Here is a 17,161-nt window from a genome sequence, read left to right as displayed (position 1 = left end):
CTGCGATCTTCACCGAGACGCGGCTCGAGCGCACCTCGCTTCGCCAGGAAGCGACCGCTGGCGTGATCAGCGGCAGACCGGGGGGCCGCACACGTCGCACGTGGGGCACGACGGATCGCCAGGGCAGCCGTCGCAGGTCTGGCCGTCGGGGCAGCCGCCGCATGCGTCCGTCGCGGGCGCGGCCGGGGGCGGGTTGGTCGTGGCGGCGGTCGACTTGCCTCCGCAGGCGGTCGACGACGTCGCGAGGGCCAGGCAGATGAAGAGTGCGCGCATGGGGATGGACGATAAACGCGCCAGCGCCCCGATGGCGCTATCGTCGTCCGCAGACGATGCCGGCCGATCCGCCATCGCCCAGGGGGGTGGCCGGCCCAGGTGACGCCGCGCACGGCTACCTCCGCGGCGGCTGGGACTCGTAGCCGGCGTCCCGGAGCGCGTCGACCAGTCGATCGACGGGCGCCGCGGCGGGGTCGTGCTGGACGTGGGTGATCCGATTCACCGGAGAATCGCCCTGCGGATGGTTCCGCCCTGACCTCGCGGGCGACGGAGGCCCCGCGGGCGCGGTCGCTGCTCAGCGCGCGGGTTCGGCGATGACGCAGAAGCCGTTGCCGAAGGGGTCGCTGCAGAACGCGGTCGGGCGCGGGCCCTGGGTGCGGAACTCGTGCTCGATGGCGCCGCCCTCGGCGCGCACCTGGTCCAGGACCGTGTCGAGGTCGGCGACGTGCAGGTCGAGGTGGACCGGCGTCCAGTGGCGATCGTAGCGCCGCACGTCGTCGCCGGTCGACGAGCTGCGGCTGCCCGCCGTCTTCTGGTGGATGCACACGGTGACGTTGTTCCCGTCGAGGATCGCCATCGTCGGGAACGGCCGGGCGGTCTCGGTCAGGCCGAACACCGCCTGGTAGAAGCGCAGCCCGGCCGCGAGGTCGGGCACGTCGATGCTGACATGGACGGTGGGGCGGGGAGACGTGGCCGGCGGGGGCGAGGGCATCGGCCGCGAGCCTAGCGCATCGAGGATGGGCGAACGCCGGGGAGCCCGCCGCCGGTGTGTGGGCCTACACTGGCGGCGATGGGCATGCTGCACATCCGGCCGCAGGCGGTGGCGCTCGACGAGCTGATCGCCGCGTCGCGCGCGATCGCGCTGGTCCGCCCAGCCGATCCGCCGCAGCGCGTGGTCCACCACACGCTCGCGGCGATCGACGCCCCCGGGGCGTTGGCGGCCTCCTACGTCGAGGCCTACGATCGGTTCGAGGTGATCGACTGGGTGCGCGCGCTGCCGGACGCGCCGACCACCATCGAGGTCGCGTCGCCGCACAACGCGGCGTCCGCGCGCGACGCCCAGGACGCGGCGCACGGCATGCTGGGCCACGTCCACCACGTGCTGCTGCAGTCCGTGGTCGAGGTGCCCGCGGCCTGGCGGGAGTTGCCCGACGAGCGCCGCCTGCTGTTCATGGCGCCGGTGACCTGGACACCGCTCCGGTTCGGGCTGGTCCACGACGCGGTGCTGGGCCCAGCCGCGCTCGAGCCGATCCGCGCGGCCGTCGCCGCCGCCACGCCGCCACCGCCGGTCGCGCGCCGTGGTCGCGGGTGGATCGCCGTCGCGCTCGTCGCGGCCGCGGTCGCCGTCGCCGTGGCCGTCGCCCTTGTCTGCGCGTCCTGCTGAGGATCCTCGAATCGGGCGGCGCCGGCCTGCGCGGGTTCCGGCGCCGCCGCCGCCTCCGCGCCGGTCGCCGCCGTCGCTGGACCCCGCGCGGAATCGCCGCACGCGCGGTGCTTGCGCCGCGGAAGGGGCGACGCACACTCGAGGGATGGATGGGACCCAGGCGCAGCGGTTCTTGTTCGTGCTGGGCAGCACGCGCGTCGACGGCAACAGCGAGCGGCTCGCGCACGTCGCGGCCACGCGTCTGGCGGCGGGCGTCAGCCAGCAGTGGGCTCGGCTGATCGACGATCCGCTGCCGCCGTTCTTCGATACCCGCCACTCGACCGGCTACGCGACGCCAGTGGGCGCGGGGCGGCGGTGGGTGGAGGCGACGCTCGCCGCGACCGACGTGGTGATCGTCACGCCGGTCAACTGGTACAGCGTGGCGTGGCCGGTGAAGCTCTACCTGGATCACATGAGCGGGTGGATGCGCGTGCCCGCGCTGGCGTTCGCGGAGACGATGGCCGGGCGCTCGCTGTGGGCGGTCGTGGTCGACGCCGACGACGAGGCCGCCGGCAGCGCCGCGCCGGTGGTCGACGCGCTCCGCCGCACCGCCGACTACCTCGACATGCGCTGGCGCGGCGCCCTGGTCGGCCACGCCAACCGGCCCGGCGACATCACGGCCGACCGCGCCGCGCTGGCCGCCGCCGAGACCTACTTCACCGCGGCCTGAACCACGGCCTGGCGATCGAGGACGCGGACCGTCGGCAGGTGCGCCCCGCGCGACGCCGCGCGCCAGGCCCGCCAGCGGCGCGCGAGCACGCCCAGGCAGACGGCGGCGCCGGCCAGCTCGATCGCGAGCAGGGCGAGGTCGAACTGCACGTTGCCGTCGCTGATGTAGACCGAGTCCGGCAGGTAGCACTCGTCAGCGTCGCACCGCACCTCGACGACGGCGCCGCGGGGATGACGCGCGGCCTGGTCGGCCGTGAGCTGGATCGTCCAGGCCGCGTCGGGCCGGGCCCGGTCGCCGAGCTGGTACTCGGCGCCGCCGTCCGAGAACCGCCGCGCCACACCCTCGACGATCAGCGCGCGCACCGGGACGTCGCCGAGCTCGCCGCGCATCCGCGCCATCACCACCAGCTTGTGCGTGGTGAACGCGGTCAGCGCGACCGCGGCCAGCGCGCCGAGCGCGAGCATCCGGTACGCCGGCCTCGGCGGCGCGTGAACTTCGGCGAGGACGCTCGTCGTGGGCATGACCGGCGCGGCCAGCATACCTGGCGGTGGGGAGGCGCGCGCCGGCGCACGCCCGGCTGGCGGCCCGCGCCCGCGCGGCGGGTCACAGCGGCGCCCGCGGCAGAGGTTGAGGTGGCCGCGAGCGCCGTGGCCGCGAGGGGATCGGCCGCGATCCGGCCGCGGTCGCAGCCTCAGGCACGTTTCGCCCAGCGGGCCGTGGGCGGCGCGGGGCGGGACGTCGACGCCCACCGCGTCAGGTCGATGGGCGCGGGGCCCGAGGCCGGGCCGAGTCGGTCGGCGCGGGGCGATCGGTGCGGGGCAGCGAGCGACGCGATCGTCACCGCCGGCGGCCGGACGTCCGCGGCGGTAGCGGCGGGTCCTTCGCCTGCACGAGCACCTTGCGGCCGGTCTTGAAGAACACCGTCACCTTGCCGGTCTCCGCGCGCGCCTCGACGACGCCCTCGCCGAACGTCGGGTGGAGGATCCGCTCGCCGATCTGGAACAGCTCGCTCGCGAGGTAGGCGCGCGTCGGGCGCTCGAGATCCGCCTTGACGCGCTGGGTCTCGAACCGCCGCTCGCACACCGCGAGCCATTGGACGAGCACCGCGCGGTTCGCCGCCTCGATCTTCGCGAGCGGATCGGGCTCGAGCGCGACGCCGCGGGCCTCGAGCGCGACGGCCATCTTGGCGATCCACGCGTCGCCGGGCGCACCCGCGGCGCGCCGCGCGTCGAGCGCCCCCGGCGTGAGGTGAGCTGGGGCGTCGACCGCCGACGATGGCTCCGTCAGCCGACGGGACCAGTACGCCATGGCCTCGGTGACCCCGTCGCCGTAGGGCAGCATCGAGATCAGCTCGGCCTCGCTGCCGGCCGCGACGTACTTCTGCCCCTCGGCGCCGACGTAGACGATGCACGACTTGATCGGCCCGCGCTCCCAGGTCAGGTAGTACCCGCCCGCGCGATCACCGACGATGGGCTTGAGGCCGACGGCGCTCGGGTCGCCGACCACGAGCCCCGCGGCGAGCGCCTTCTTGTAGTCGCCGGCGACGACCGGGGTGAAGTTCGAGAACTCGAAGGCCTTCGGGTCTCGCTGTTTCGCGGCGCGCAGGACGTCTCGGATCTCGCTCATCGGGGGCACCCTACCGTGATCGACGCCCGCGTGCGCTCGAAGGCCCGGAACTCCGGGTGGTCGTCGAGGCTGGTCGGGGAAACCGGCGCGTCGGGCGGGCCCGAAACCGGCCCTGAATCCGGGTCGCGGCCGGTGCGGGGATCGGTGCGGGGATCGGTGCGGCCGATCGGCCCCGGGCGCTGTCAGCCGGCGCGGGGCCACGACCTCTAGACCAGGCCGCAGGAACCGGGGCGCCTCGGCCGGCGCTGTCGCAGCGTCAGGCCGCACCTCGTGGTGGGCGGAGCCCGAGCGTCTCGCGGAACTGTCGCGTCGTCATCGATCCCGGTAGCTCGGGGACGGGCCGCCCTCCCCCCCCCCCCCCGGCGCGGCGCCCCCCCCCCCCCCCCCCCCCCCCCCCCCCCCGGCCCCCCCCTCGGGGACCCCCCCCCCCACCCCCCCCCGACCCCCCCCCCCCGGGACCAGGGCCCTTGCGCCAACTCGACGACGTCATCACCCGGTCGGGTCCGCGCCGGCTCACGGCAGCTGCGCGGCCAGGGCGGCGCTGCGCCGCTCGGCGAAGGTCGCCAGCCCGAGGATGGCGGTGTCGATGCCGGGCTGGTTGGTCACCGGCAGGTCGTCGTGGAGCGCGGTGTCGAACTGGGCCAGCGTGAAGAACTTGGTGGGATCGGCGGCGACGGCGTCGCGGATCAGCGAGCCGCGGGCGTCGACGTCGACCCGGACGGCGGCGGGGGCCCCGGCGCCGGCGATCAGCTCGGTGAGGAGCGCCTGGTAGCGCGCGCGCCAGGTCGGCGACGCCAGCACCCTGGTGATCAGCGGCCGCGGGGCTGGCTGGTTGCACCGCGGCTGCAGGTGATCGAGCGCCACGATGGTCGCGGCGGTCCAGCCGCAGCGGAAGGTGCCGAACGTCTCGTTGAGATCCCAGGGGATGAGGATCCAGCGCGCGCTGGCGGGGTCCAGGTACAGGTAGTAGTTGTGGGCGCTCCCCGCGTAGCTGTCGAGGTTGGCGAGGTAGGTGTTGATCGCGAGCCACGGGAGCAGGCGATCGACGTCGAGCACCGCCGCCAGCTCTTGCTCGGTGCCGTGATCGAGCGCGGCGATGAGGTCGAGGAACCGCTGGTGGGTGGGATCGCCGCCGTCGGTCTTGACGTCGATGCCCGGGTAGTCGGCGAAGGTGGCGCCGCGATACGTCAGCTGCCCCGACGGCTGGTCGGGCTTGAGCAGCTCGCCCCCGGCGGCGCCGAACCGGTCGCGGAGGAAGTCGGCCTCGACCTGCTCGACCACCACGTACAGGCCCCACGGCTGGCCGTTGATCGTGAGGCGCGCGAACGCGGTGCGGCTGGCCGGGACCCCGGCGCCGCTCATCATCGCGTAGCCGATCGTCTCGCGCAGCAGCGTCGGGTCCTTGAACGAGTTGTGGAGGTTCAGCTTGTCGACGCCGAGCAGGCGCTGGCCCGGGACCAGGTCGTCGGTGTCGAGCTTGAAGCTGTAGCGCTGGGAGCCCATCGCGCGGACCGAGTTGCGCGACGAGTTGCCCTTGGTGCTGAGCCCGACCTGGGTCACGACGACCCCGTCGTAGGTCACGGTCGCGGGGACCTGCAGCGCGTCGTTGAGCGGATCGGCCATCAGCGCCGCCCAGTCCGCGGCGGCGGTGTCGAGGGCGATGTCGATCACCCGATCCGACGGGAACAGGCGCCCGTAGTCGGGGACTCCCCCGCTGGCGCCGTCGGTCGCGGCGTCGACGCCCGTGGCGTCAGGCTGGGCCGCCGGCGAGCCGCACGCCGCCAGCATGACGGCGGGGATCACGAGCAGGAGGGGGCGCATCGACCTCGTCACGGGCACGCTGCCCAGCATATCCGACCCCGACGCGTGGCCGCGGGACAATTGCGGTCGTCGCGGGGCTCACGGCGGCGGCGCGTCGGGCTCGGCCCAGCGGAGCGGACCGGCGCCGTCAGCGGCGTCGCGCACGAGCCTCGCGGCGGGCGGCGACGCCGACGCCGCGGTCGGGGCACCGGTCGTCAGATCGATGCACTCGCCGGACGGCGTGCAGTAGCTGGGGCCGGGCAGAGTCTTCGCGATCGGCTCGAACGTGCGCTCGACGACGCCGGAGATCGTGAACGGCTTGACGTTCGGCGCGTTGACATAGATCTGCTGCGGATCGTCGTAGCACTGCGTGATCACCATGCCGCTCGGCGGATGGACACCGATCATGTCGAGCTCCTTGCACCGCGCCGCGCCGATCGGCTGGCCGTCGAGCGCGAGGCCGTGCTTGCGCCGGGTCAGGCGGTGCGCGCCGACCGGGCGCACCAGCGCCGGGTCCTCCACGATCGTCTGCGTGTCGAAGTCGACCCACAGGAACCGCACCGGAGGAAACAGGCTGTGGTCGCGCGAGCCGAGCGCGCACCAGGCGTCGTACGGCCGCATCCACTCGGCCGGGTCGGCCTCCTCGGCGATCGGGACCACGGTCCACCGCGCCTCGAACGGCACGACGCCGCCGAGCCAGCCCGCGGCCGGGAGGTCGTGCGCGACCTCGGCGCCGGTCGCGAGCGTCCGTCGGATGGCCCGACGGTGCGTCGCGTCCGCGTCGACGCGATAGACGAGCTGGGTGCCGTCGGGGCTGAACCCCGCGTCGCCGTGCGCGCCGGGCAAGACGGCGCCGGTGCGGCGCGCGAGATCGAGCAGCACGACCGCGCGATCGATGCCGACGACCGCGTGATCGCCGGTCGGCGAGATCGCGTTGACCGTCTCGAGCTCGAGCCCGGGCCCGCCGCCGATCACGAGGTAGGCCGCCGGGCGGTCGCCGAGCGCGAAGTGCGCCTCCTGCTGGAAGCGGATCACGCCATCGTGATCGGTGTCGCGGCGCTGCTGGCACACGATGGCCCAGCGCCCCTGCGGATCGGCGATCGAGCGGATCACGCGGTCGGTCGTCCCGATGGCGTCGCCGGTCCCGATCGCGGTCGCCAGCTCATCGGCCAGCGTGAACGAGGCCGCTGGCCACGGATCGCTGGGCGGCTGGCCGTCGGCCGGGGTGACGTGGCGTGGCGCGCGCAGCGCCGGCGCAGCAGGTGTCGTGGGCGCGGGCGCGGGCACCGCGGGCGGCGGTGGTTGCGGTGCAGCGGCCTTGCCGGCGCACGCGGTGACGACGATCAGGGCGAGTCCACGCATGGCCGCGACGATACCGCCGTTCCCGGTGGGCCAGGGCGGGGCCGGGCGCTGGGCGCGGGCGCGCGCGCTGGATCGGGCCACGTCGAGGACCACGATCGGCGCCGTGGTCCGGCGATGGCCGCGTCCGCGTTCCACTCGGGGCTGTCCTCGATCGCCTGTCGGGACAGGTCGACGCGCACCTTGTGCTCATCCCAGCTGATGCGGCTCGCCCAGTGCGGCGCGACCAGGACCTCCCTGCCGCCCCACCAATTGCTGGTGTCGACCATCAGGTAGCCGACGCGCCAGGTCTCGTCGTCGACGATGAAGAACGTCCACGCCCTTCTCGCCACGGTGTGGCGAGCGCGCTCACGTCACCCCGCGGGCCTGCGGCGTCGCCGCGCGTGCGGTCGGCCACCGGGCTTGACGTCGGGGCCAGCCTCACCGCGCGGGAACCATCGCCCGGTCGGGTGTGTCGCGGGACCGCGGCCAGCCGATCGGCGGCACGGGCGCTGCCGTCGCGCGCGCCCGATCGTCGACCTACAGCGCCAGCGCGGCGAGCGTCGCGGCCAGGGCACGATCGAACGCGGCCGGACACTCGAGCATCGGGTAGTGGCCGACGCCGGGCAGGATCGTGCAGGTGAAGTCGCGCAGGCAGCGTCGGTTGGCGACGACGTTGGTGGGGTGCAGGTCGCCGTTGATGGCGCGGACCGGGACCGCGACCTTGGCCGCCGCGGCGCGCGCGTCGTACCGGTAGAGCGGCTCGAGGAGCTGGGCCGCGCGGGGGCCGTCGACGCGCAGGAACTCCGCGGTGAGGCGCGCCCGCACCTCCGCCGGCGTCCCGGGCGCGAACAGGTAGGCCGGGAGCACGCCCTCGACGGTCGCCCGGTAGTCGTCGCGATACCGCCCCAGCATCTGCTCGACCTGGGCCGGCGGCGTGACCTGCTCGAGATCCTTGAGCGTGTCGATCAGGACCACCGCCGCGACCCGATCGAGCGCGGGCGCGGCCTCGAGCACGATCGCCCCCGCCATCGAGTGCCCGACCAGCACCAGGCGTCGGCACCGCACCTGGCCGGCGACCGCGATGACGTCGCCGGCGTAGGCCTCGATCGACCAGCGCGCCCGCGCGCCGCCGCTGTCACCGTGCCCGGCGAGATCGAGCTGCGCCACGGTGTGGGTCGCGGCGAAGGCGTCGCGCTGCGCGTCCCACCACCGCTTGTTGCCGCACCAGCCGTGGACGAACACCAGACCGACGTCGCCGGCCCCGGCGACCTCGTAGGCGATGGGCACTCCATCGGCGGACGCGACCTGCATGGCGGCAGGATACGCGATCGCCCGTGCGCCGCGGGTCGCCCAGCTGGTGAGGAAGGACCGCTCGAACCTGGCGCCGGTGCGCCCTGCGCGGGTCAGCGGCCGCGACCGTCGAACGACCACCGCCCGGCGCCGCGCGCCGCGATGAACAGGAACACGAAGCAGTACAGCACCGCCAGCTCGCCGTGGTTGACGATCGGCAGCCACTTCCAGTCGCCGAACTCGCCCTTGTGGTGGAACTGGAAGTAGGCCACCGCCATCGTTCCTGAGCCGAGCAGCGCGGCGATCCGGGTGCCCAGGCCGATCGCGATCAGCACGCCGGTCACCAGCTCGATCACGCCGCCGATCCAGGCCTGGCTGCCGATGTCGGGCGTGGCCCGGGTGGTCAGCCAGCCGAACATCTTCTGGAGGCCGTGACAGGTGAACATCGCCCCGGCGACGATCCGCAGCGCGGCGTAGGACGGGGCCTCGAGCTTGGCGAGCAGGCGCATCGCGCCAGTGGAGCATGCCGCGGCGACCGCGCACGCGGCCCGGCGGTGCGTCGTGCACGGCGCCGCCGAGCAGCGCGAGCCAGCCGTCGAGGCGGCCCGGCGGGCGCGGTCATGACGTGGGCGCGGTCCCCTCGATCCGCGCGATCGCGCGCCGCGCCTCCTCGCCGACGCTCCAGGTCCTGGCCACGGCGGGGGTGCGGGGGATGGCCGCGTCGTCGAGCATCGCGCGCAGCGCGGGGAGGGCACGGGGATCGCCGAGGACGCCCAGGTTGCTCGCGGCGTTGTAGCGATAGAACGGCTCCGGGTGCCGGCTGAGCTCGAGGAGCAGCTCGAACGCGCGGGGTTCGTCGGGGGCGAACAGCCGGAGCCCGTACGCACCGGCGCTGGGCTCCCGCGGGCCTCGGGCGGCCGCGACGTGATCGACCGACAACCGGTAGGCCAGGGCGCGCCGGGGCTCGTCGACGACCCCGCGCTCGACGGCCAGCAGCATCGCGAACAGCGCCGGGTCACCAGGGTCGGCGGACACGTGCGCGACGAGCGCGTCGAAGGTGGTGGGCGACGAGCGCTTGCGCGCGGCTTCGATCCCGCTGCGGCGGATGCCCGCGTCCGTCGACGCGAGCAGCGCGACGATCTCATCGTCGGTGAGGTCACCGCGCAGCCCGTGGATGGCCAGGAGCACGACCGGGTAGGACGGGTCGGCGAGGAGCGGTCGCAGCAGCGCGGGGTCCGGCGGTTCGAGCGCGCCGACCGCCCACCGCCGCACCTCAGGGTCGGCGCTCTGGAGCGCGCGGCGGAGCTCCGGCTGGTAGTGCTGCGCGAGCTTGTGCTTCCGCACCAGCGCGAACGCGCCGCCGCTGACGTTCGGGTCGGGGTCGGCGATGCAGGTGGTCAGGAGCGCGCGCGCCTCCTCCGGGAGCGCGGGGGCCTGGACCAGGGCCCACAGCGCGTCCCCGCGGCGCGGACCGGCGAGCGCGGCGACGAGCTGCGGCACGCTCCCCGGCATCGGTCGCCCGAACCAGGTGTGCTCGTAGCCCCAGCTGAGCTCGTCGAGCCAGCGCTCGTACCACGCCAGGAAGTCCTCGTTCTCCGGGAGCAGTGGCGGGCTCCCGTCCGGCGCCACGTACCGCACCCGGCCGTCCTTCCCGAGCACGGCGTAGAAGTCGTCGCCCTGATCGACGATCGCGAGCGAGCCGTCGCCAGCCTCGGCCCAGCGCTTCGGCGGCAACAGCCCGTAGTACGGCCCGGCGCCCGACGCGCCCGCCTGGACCACGAAGACGCGGTACGCCTCGGGCAGCGGGCCCCACGTCTGCTCGAGCTTGCGCACCCGCGTCTCGGTCAGCGGGGCGGCGAGCCGGAAGAAGTGGCGCTCGGCCCCGAGCGTTCGTGGCTTGTGGGCGCGGACTTCGGCGAGCTTCCCGAGGATGCGTTCGACGCGCTCGTCCATCGATGCAGTCTATCGGCGAGCGCCGCGGCGCGGTCGGCAACGGCTGGCACGGGTGACCGCGGCGTCGCCGCGCGGCGCGGGATGACGACGATCGCTGCGGCCACCGCCACGGCCGCCAGCACCGCGCGTGGCCCCCAGCGAGACGGGGGCGCGTCGGCGCCGATCATGCCGACAGTCTACTGCGCGCGGGCGGACGTGGGCGGGCGGATCGGCCCGGGCCGAGCCGCGAGGGGGCTCAGGCGCCGGCCGGCAGGCGCAGCACGAAGGTCCTGGTGTTGAAGTCGGCGTCCGAGGCGACGCCGATCAGCACGGTGCCGTCGGCGCTGGCGCCGAGGACGCTGGTGAGCAAGAGGCCGTCGGGGATGGTGATGCCCGCGGCGGTCGCGACGTCGGCGAGCGGGCGCATGCCGGTGGCGGCGGTCCAGACGAACGCGATCGGCACGCCGAAGAACGCGCTGCCGACGCCGCCGTAGACGTGGGAGCCATCGCCGCTCATGGCGTTGGCGAAGACCGGATCGCTGGGCAGGGCGACGTCGAAGCGGACCAGGTCGACCAGCCCGCCGGCCTGGGTCCAGACGAAGCCCTCGTTGCCGGCGCTGCCAGCGATCGTGGCGCCGTCCGCGCTGATCGACAGGACCTCGCTGGGCGCGTCGGCCGGCAGGCCGGAGATCAAGAAGCCGCTGCCGTCCGCGTTCCACACCGCGGCGTGGCGGTCGAGGACGTCGTCCTCGGCGAAGCCCGCCGCGACCCGGCCGTCGTCGGAGACCACGGTCGCGCGGTTGATCGGGCCGCGCGACGCGCCGGCCGGCGGGGTCCCGAGGCGCGCCAGCGTGGCGAAGGCCGGCGCCGCTGGCGTCGCTCCACCGGAACGCGGTCGTGGCGCAGCCGTCCCAGGCCAGGCCGACCGCGACGTGGCCGTCGGCGCTGATGTCCCACCCGCCGCTCAGGTCCTCGCCGCAGCCGGTGGCGTGGGGGCTGCCGAGGTCGAGCCAGCCGTCGGCCTGGCGCCACAGGCCGGCCTGCACCGGCTCGCTGTGCAGCGCGCTGACCCGCCCGTCGTTCGACACGCCGGTGGCCAGGGTGCGGCCGGGATCGCCGACGGTCCCCACGGTCGAGGTCTGGCCGGTGACGGTGTCGTGGAACACCAGCAGCGCCTCGGTCTGGGTCAGATCCTCGAACACCGCGAGCCGTCCGTCGGGGCTGACGTCGACGGCGATCTCGAAGTCCAGCACCGTGAGGCCCGGGAGCGGTAGATTGGCGTCAGGGGGGGCCGCGTCGACGCCGGGATCGCCGCCGCCGTTGTCACCGCAGGCCACCCACGCCAGCGCGAGAACGGGCAAGATCGACGCAGGACGGAGACGGATCGTGGCTGAGTTCATGCGCGCACCCTATGGCCGACGGCCCCGATCGAGCTTGACCGCGGGCGCCGCCGGCTTGGCCGGAGGTGCCAGGTGACCGGGCTGGTCCGGGCCGGCATCACCCGCGGTCTCGGGGCCTACCTCGCGCGCTACCCTGGGCTGTCGATCGACGAGCTCATGCAGCGGGCGGGGATCGGGCCCGAAGAGCTGGTCGACCCCGACGCGATGCTCAGCCTGGCCGGCTGCATGGAGCTGCTCGAGCGCGCGGTGGTCTTGACCGGCGATGCGGCGCTCGGACTCGGCTTCGCCGCCCAGCTGCCGTGGAAGGACCTCGGCGTCCTCGGCTACGTCGTGCTGAACTCGCCGACCGTGGGGGCGGCCTTCACCCACCTCGGCCGCTACCTCGCGATCCAGCAGACCACCGGCGCCGCGACCCTCGACGTCGGCCCGAACCTGGCGACGGTCACGCGTCGGGTCAGCGATCCGTCGGCCGCGACCAGCGCCCAGGCCGGCGAGCTGGCGCTGGCGATGTACACCCGGGTGGTCCGCGACGGCACCGGCGATCCGACCTGGGCGCCGCGCGCGGTCCGCTTCCGTCACCCGCGGCCCGCCTCGGTGCGAGCGCAGGAGCAGTTCTTCGCCGCACCGGTCCACTACGGCGACGATCACGACGCGCTGGTGTTCCCGGCCGCCGACCTCCGCCGGCCGATGCGCACCGCCGACGCCGACCTCCTGCCGATCCTGCTCCACCACGCCGACGCCTGCCTGGCCAGCCTGCCGGCCGCCGACGATCTGCTCGGCGCGGTGCGGCGGCTGGTGGTCCCAGCCCTGGGCTCGGGCGAGGTCACCATGGACGCGATCGCGGCTCGGCTCGGCGTCAGCCCGCGCAGCCTGCAGCGTCACCTCCAGGATCGCGGGCAGTCGTTCACCGAGCTGGTCGCCGAGACCCGCCTCCATCTGGCGCGGCGGTACCTCGCCGACCTGGGCCTCTCGTTGACCGAGTGCGCGTTCCTGCTCGGCTACGCCGACCTCAGCGCGTTCAGCCGCGCGTTCCGGCGCTGGACCGGCCAGAGCGCGCTCGCCTTCCGCCGCGCGCTCGCCTCGTCGCGGCGATCGCTCCCGGACGCGCGCTGATCCGAGCCTGGTCGGTCCGGATCTCTGCCGGCAGACCGCAGGTCGACCGGATCGCAGGCCAGCCCGCGGCCGGGCGCGCACGGTCCGGGCCGCAGCCGATCGTCGCGGTCGCAGCCGATCGGATCGCCGCCCGTCGGATCGTCGCGACCTACTTGGTGGCGGGCGCGCCGGCCGCGGCGCGGTCGTACAGGTCCTCGCAGGTGGTGCCCGGGTTGGCCTTGTCGACCTTGCACTGCTCGACCGTCAGGGTCCGCAGCTGCGCGGGCGTGAGCTTGTCGACGCAGAGCGCCACCTCGTCCCCCGTCATCGAGCACGCGATGGCCTCCTTGGACCAGGCGTCCTCCTTGCAGACCCGCGCCATGACCGCGGCGTTGGCGGCGGCCGCGTCCTTCACCCACTGGAGGTCGGACGCCGCATCGGCCTTGAGCGCGAGCGCGGCGATCGCCTCGCACGTGGGCTCCGGGCCGTGCTCATCCGCGACCGCGCGGAGGGCGCCCACCATGTCCACGCCCGCGCCGACCACCTGGTCCAGCGCCGCCTGTTGACTCTCGGCGTAGGCGCGCTGCATCGCCTGCGCGGCGTGGGCGCGCTGCTCGGGGTTGAGCATGCTCTGACACTGCTCGGGTCCGGCGCCCGCCTTGGCCGCGGCGAGGCACGCGCGCAGCTCGGGGGACCACCCGTCGTCCTGGCACACCTTGAGCAGCGCCGCGGTGACGCGTTCCCCGATGAGGTCGGCGTTGCGCTGCTGGCTGGCGGTCATCTCCTGCGCGGCCTTGCCCTTGACCGTCACCTGCCCCGCCTTGGCGGCGATCACCTCGCAGGTGACCGGCTTGGCGCCGCCGCCCTTCTTGCATCCTCCCGCGAACGCGCCCGCGAGCAGGCCGGCGCCGAGTACGATCGAGAACTTCATCCGAGCTCCTCGACCCTCGAGGCTGCAGCGCGCCCTGCGGTGCAGGCGAAGATCGTTGCCACGATCTCGGGTGCGCTCGGCGACGTCATATGGCGTTCCGGCGATGTTGCACCTCAGGCTCCGGCTCGCGCCGCGCCAGCGCCAGCAGCACCGCCACCGCCTCGGCGGCGAGCCGTGGCGGCGCGCTGCGGAGCTCGCGCAGGATCCACACGCCCAGCACGCGCTCGTCCGCGGCGGCGCTGGCGCACACGGCCACGGCGCGCTCGAAGATCGCGCGCGCGCCCCGGCGGTGCAGCTCGACCAGGTGGGGCGACGTGGCGTCTGGAGCGTCGTCGTCGACCTCGCGCTGCGCCGCGGCCAGGAGCGCCTCGAGATCGAGCGCGGTGAGGTCCATGTCGAAGTCCCGCGACGGACCAGCGCCGCCGCCGTCGGGACGAGACGCCGCCCTCGGCGCCGAGCGCCGCCGACGGCGAGGCCGTCAGGGGCCACGCGCGGCGGCGTCCCGGCCCGCGCCCGGCGCGTAGTACGATCCGGCGATGCGCTGGACAGTCCCGCTCGGGCTGGTGATCGCCGTCGGCGCCTGCGGCGACGAGGCCGCTGGCGGCGGCGTGACCGCGGTGACGGCGGTCCCGCCCCTGGTCGCCACCGCGATCTTCGCGCCGCCGGTGCCGCACCCCGAGGCGAGCTCGTCGACCTTCGGGCCGCGCTGGAAGATCAGCGCCGGCCGCACCGACTTCCACCCCGGGATCGACTGGTTCGACGCCGAGGGCACGCCGGTCACGGCCATCGGCGACGGCGTGGTCGAGGCGGTCTACCCCGAGGGCTCGACCCAGTTCCCGCTCGGCGGCAACGTGCTGGCGATCCGCCACGAGCTGCCGACGCCGATGCGGTTCCACGACCAGCTCGTCGACCACGTGTTCGCGGTGTACTTGCACCTGCAGTCGATCGCGGTCGCCGCCGGCCAGCCGATCACCCGCGGTCAGGTGGTCGCCGCCATGGGGCAGACCGGCGACACCGAGTTCGTGCACCTGCACTTCGAGCTGCGCATGCAGACCATGTGCTCGCTGCCGTACCAGACCGAGCACCCCGACGCCGGCTGCGTCACCGGCTTCGATCCCCACGTCCATCCGTTCGTGTTCATCCCTGGGCCCGACGCCGACACGATCGCCCTGGCCGAGATCGCGCCCGGGCCCGACGCCGCCTACGCCGTGCGCTACACCGCGACCCGCGGCGATCTCGATCTCGACGCCATCGCCACCGACGCCGGCGCGCTGGGCTTCGACGAGCGCGCCGGCCTCGACGCCACCTCGCTGGCCACGCTCGATGACTTCCGCTACCCGTGGCTGACGCTCGCCCCGCAGCCGTTCGCCTCGACCGACGACCTGCTGGTGATGGACCTCCACTTCTCGACCCGGCCGGCCTTCGTCGAGGTCCGCGATCTCAAGGGCCGCGGCCTGCGCCTCGAGCCGTAGCCAGGCTCGGCGCCAGCCCCGATCCGCGCGGCCCCGGTCCGCGTGGCCGCGCAGATCGGATCGCTGTCGATCGAATCGCCGGCCGGGGGGCAAGGCGGTCGTGCTGGTCGTGACACGCACCGACGTGCGCGTGATACAGGTACGCCGATGATCTCGCGAGACCTCGGGGTAGTTTCGTTCGTGCTGGTCGTAGCGTGCGGCTCAGCGGCCAAGGGCCCGTCAGGGTCCCAGGCGACCCCGGTCGCCGCCGGTGGTGCCGGGGCGGTCGCGGCCCCCGCGCCGGACGAAGACTACTGCAAGGTCCTCGCCAGCTATCTCGAGGACGCGCCGGCCTTCGCCACGCTGCGGGCCCAGCCGGTCGTCAGCGTGCCCGGGATGGCGTGTGCGATCCGCGAGGAGTCGGAGCTCGAGGTGCACTGTGAGCTGCACGTCCGGAGCCGGGCGGACGCCGACGCCCGCTTCACCGAGGTCGTCGCTCGCGTCGCCGGGTGCCTCGACGAGGCGGCCTGGAAATACAGCGAGCGCGATGACGGCGACGAGGAGCGGGCGGGTATCTACTCGCCGAACGCCGAGGGCGCGAAGGCGTTGATCGGGTTGTACACGGACACGCGCGCCGACGGCGACTTCGCGGTTGAGCTCGACGTCGTGGGCTACTGACCCGCCCGCCCTGGGGCCGCGCAGGCGCGCGCGAGCTGCGCGCTCTGGGCTACGACGTCGCCGAGCATCGAATCGCGCGGTCGATGCGCGGGATGAGACCGTGGTAGTGACTGTTTCGATTCCAGCGCTCGCCCATCGCCTCGAGCATCCGGAACATCCGCGCGCGCGCGAGCATTCCCAGCCGCCATCCCCGAAGCCGGGTGGCGGCCGATCGGATCGCGGCTCGGGAGGGGGACCAGGTCGCGGGAAACCGACTCGCCGCCGATCGGATCCGGGGAGCCGTTCCCGCGGCTGCCATGCCTGTGGTAGCGCTTGTGGCCGTATGGCTTCGGTGAAGAAGAAGGCGGCCACGAAGCAGGCGGCCACGAAGCAGGCGGCCACGAAGCAGGCGGCCACGAAGCAGGCGGCCGCGAAGCAGGGCGGCCACGAAGCAGGCGGCCGCGAAGCAGGGGGCCGCGAAGCGGCCCGCGAAGCAGGCGGCCACGAAGAAGAAGCCGGCGCGGCGGGGCGAGGCGACCAGGCCGCGCATCTTCGCGATGTCGTTCGCGAGCGTGTACCCGCTCTACGTGCAGAAGGCCCAGAAGAAGGGCCGAACGCAGGAGGAGGTCGACGCGGTCATCGCGTGGCTCACGGGCTACAGCGCCGCGCGGCTGCGGCGCACCATCGACGCCAAGGACGACCTCGAGACGTTCTTTTCTGAAGCGCCCCGGATGAACCCGAACGTGGCGCTCATCAAGGGTGTGGTGTGCGGCGTGCGCGTCGAAGAGGTCGCCGACCCGCTGATGCAGAAGATTCGCTACCTCGACAAGCTGGTCGATGAGCTCGCCAGCGGCAAGAAGCTGGCGAGCATCCTCCGGCAGTAGGGACGCGATCAACCGCGTACGGGGCGCCGCGGCCTACTGCGGCGGGTCGCAGAAGATGAAGTACTGCCCGTCCTCGGGCTTGCAGTTCTGCTCCACGTGCCGGGCGACGTCGGCGCGCGCCTCCTCTTCGGTCGCGCCGTAGCCCGTGGCCTCGGTTCCCGAGCAGTCGAGGTGGCAGACGACCTTGGGCTCGTCCGGCACGTCGCTGGAGGTCGCCGCCCCGCCGCCAGCGTTCGCCGGGGCCGCCGTCGACGGCGACGCCGGAGACTTCGCGCAGCCGGCCGCGATCACCGCGGCGAGCACCATGACCCCGAACGTCGTCATCCGATTGCGCATGCGTACTCCTGTGAGGCTCGCGAGGGCCCTGGCGACCTCGCCCGTGCATCATAGC

21 protein-coding genes are annotated in these 17,161 nt (G+C 74.2%); 7 read left to right on the top strand and 14 right to left on the bottom strand.

The features are described 5' to 3' along the window. Positions 1-66: 66 nt before the first annotated feature. Together IPL61_18120 and IPL61_18115 are read right to left on the bottom strand one after the other, a co-directional pair. Positions 67-273 (bottom strand): hypothetical protein, encoded by a 207-nt coding sequence (locus IPL61_18120; GenBank protein MBK9033158.1) that lies wholly within the window; start codon positions 271-273, stop codon positions 67-69. Between the two features lie 295 nt (positions 274-568). Next, positions 569-985: a VOC family protein gene (locus tag IPL61_18115; protein ID MBK9033157.1), complete on the bottom strand. Its 417-nt coding sequence runs from the start codon at positions 983-985 to the stop codon at positions 569-571. Between the two features lie 78 nt (positions 986-1,063). Between IPL61_18115 and IPL61_18110 the strand changes: the two genes are divergently transcribed. Further along, entirely contained in the window at positions 1,064-1,657 is a 594-nt protein-coding gene (locus IPL61_18110) for a hypothetical protein (protein MBK9033156.1), read from the top strand. Positions 1,658-1,802: 145 nt separating this feature from the next. Continuing rightward, the gene (locus tag IPL61_18105) at positions 1,803-2,366 is read left to right on the top strand and encodes an NAD(P)H-dependent oxidoreductase (protein MBK9033155.1); all 564 of its coding nucleotides are present in this window, start codon (positions 1,803-1,805) and stop codon (positions 2,364-2,366) included. Here IPL61_18105 and IPL61_18100 read toward each other — a convergent pair. From IPL61_18100 to IPL61_18065, 8 genes are all read right to left on the bottom strand, one after another. Next, positions 2,348-2,887, bottom strand: coding sequence for a hypothetical protein (locus IPL61_18100; GenBank protein ID MBK9033154.1), 540 nt, complete (start codon positions 2,885-2,887; stop codon positions 2,348-2,350). The two genes, IPL61_18105 and IPL61_18100, sit on opposite strands and share 19 nt — an antisense overlap. Positions 2,888-3,203: 316 nt before the next feature. Next, positions 3,204-3,992: a hypothetical protein gene (locus IPL61_18095; protein MBK9033153.1), complete on the bottom strand. Its 789-nt coding sequence runs from the start codon at positions 3,990-3,992 to the stop codon at positions 3,204-3,206. Positions 3,993-4,505: 513 nt separating this feature from the next. Continuing rightward, positions 4,506-5,813, bottom strand: coding sequence for a CotH kinase family protein (locus tag IPL61_18090; protein ID MBK9033152.1), 1,308 nt, complete (start codon positions 5,811-5,813; stop codon positions 4,506-4,508). 78 nt (positions 5,814-5,891) lie between these two features. Beyond that, positions 5,892-7,154, bottom strand: a complete 1,263-nt coding sequence (locus tag IPL61_18085) for a hypothetical protein (GenBank protein ID MBK9033151.1) — start codon at positions 7,152-7,154, stop codon at positions 5,892-5,894. Positions 7,155-7,670: 516 nt separating this feature from the next. Beyond that, a complete protein-coding gene (locus IPL61_18080) occupies positions 7,671-8,444 on the bottom strand; it encodes an alpha/beta hydrolase (GenBank protein ID MBK9033150.1) in 774 nt (257 codons plus the stop codon). A 92-nt stretch (positions 8,445-8,536) separates the two neighbouring features. Beyond that, the gene (locus IPL61_18075; GenBank protein ID MBK9033149.1) at positions 8,537-8,932 is read right to left on the bottom strand and encodes a DoxX family protein; all 396 of its coding nucleotides are present in this window, start codon (positions 8,930-8,932) and stop codon (positions 8,537-8,539) included. Positions 8,933-9,041: 109 nt separating this feature from the next. Then, positions 9,042-10,376, bottom strand: coding sequence for a HEAT repeat domain-containing protein (locus IPL61_18070; GenBank protein ID MBK9033148.1), 1,335 nt, complete (start codon positions 10,374-10,376; stop codon positions 9,042-9,044). 235 nt (positions 10,377-10,611) lie between these two features. Beyond that, on the bottom strand, positions 10,612-11,145 hold the full coding sequence (locus IPL61_18065; protein MBK9033147.1) for a hypothetical protein: 534 nt from the start codon (positions 11,143-11,145) through the stop codon (positions 10,612-10,614). 61 nt (positions 11,146-11,206) lie between these two features. On the opposite strand from IPL61_18065, the gene IPL61_18060 reads away from it, so the two are divergent. Further along, on the top strand, positions 11,207-11,629 hold the full coding sequence (locus IPL61_18060; GenBank protein MBK9033146.1) for a hypothetical protein: 423 nt from the start codon (positions 11,207-11,209) through the stop codon (positions 11,627-11,629). A gap of 198 nt (positions 11,630-11,827) precedes the next feature. Further along, the gene (locus IPL61_18055) at positions 11,828-12,868 is read left to right on the top strand and encodes an AraC family transcriptional regulator (GenBank protein ID MBK9033145.1); all 1,041 of its coding nucleotides are present in this window, start codon (positions 11,828-11,830) and stop codon (positions 12,866-12,868) included. A 148-nt stretch (positions 12,869-13,016) separates the two neighbouring features. Here the strand turns inward: IPL61_18055 and IPL61_18050 are convergent, their stop codons facing one another. Continuing rightward, positions 13,017-13,778: a hypothetical protein gene (locus tag IPL61_18050; protein MBK9033144.1), complete on the bottom strand. Its 762-nt coding sequence runs from the start codon at positions 13,776-13,778 to the stop codon at positions 13,017-13,019. Positions 13,779-13,863: 85 nt separating this feature from the next. Continuing rightward, entirely contained in the window at positions 13,864-14,172 is a 309-nt protein-coding gene (locus IPL61_18045) for a hypothetical protein (protein MBK9033143.1), read from the bottom strand. 142 nt (positions 14,173-14,314) lie between these two features. Here IPL61_18045 and IPL61_18040 point away from each other — a divergent pair, with 142 nt between their 5' ends. Both IPL61_18040 and IPL61_18035 read left to right on the top strand, forming a co-directional pair. Continuing rightward, positions 14,315-15,250 carry a M23 family metallopeptidase gene (locus tag IPL61_18040; GenBank protein MBK9033142.1) on the top strand — a complete coding sequence of 312 codons (936 nt, stop codon included), beginning with the start codon at positions 14,315-14,317 and terminating at the stop codon, positions 15,248-15,250. 42 nt (positions 15,251-15,292) lie between these two features. Then, entirely contained in the window at positions 15,293-15,907 is a 615-nt protein-coding gene (locus IPL61_18035; GenBank protein ID MBK9033141.1) for a hypothetical protein, read from the top strand. A gap of 49 nt (positions 15,908-15,956) precedes the next feature. Here IPL61_18035 and IPL61_18030 read toward each other — a convergent pair whose 3' ends face one another. Next, complete coding sequence (locus IPL61_18030) at positions 15,957-16,436, bottom strand: hypothetical protein (protein ID MBK9033140.1); 480 nt, start codon at positions 16,434-16,436, stop codon at positions 15,957-15,959. A 7-nt stretch (positions 16,437-16,443) separates the two neighbouring features. Here IPL61_18030 and IPL61_18025 point away from each other — a divergent pair, with 7 nt between their 5' ends. Beyond that, positions 16,444-16,770, top strand: coding sequence for a DUF2200 domain-containing protein (locus tag IPL61_18025; protein ID MBK9033139.1), 327 nt, complete (start codon positions 16,444-16,446; stop codon positions 16,768-16,770). Positions 16,771-16,803: 33 nt separating this feature from the next. Here the strand turns inward: IPL61_18025 and IPL61_18020 are convergent, their stop codons facing one another. Next, positions 16,804-17,106, bottom strand: a complete 303-nt coding sequence (locus IPL61_18020; protein MBK9033138.1) for a hypothetical protein — start codon at positions 17,104-17,106, stop codon at positions 16,804-16,806. Positions 17,107-17,161: the final 55 nt, after the last annotated feature.

It is taken from the genome of Myxococcales bacterium (assembly GCA_016717005.1).
In the GTDB taxonomy this organism is placed as follows: domain Bacteria; phylum Myxococcota_A; class Polyangia; order Haliangiales; family Haliangiaceae; genus UBA2376.
This window is presented reverse-complemented; position numbering and strand designations above follow the sequence as displayed.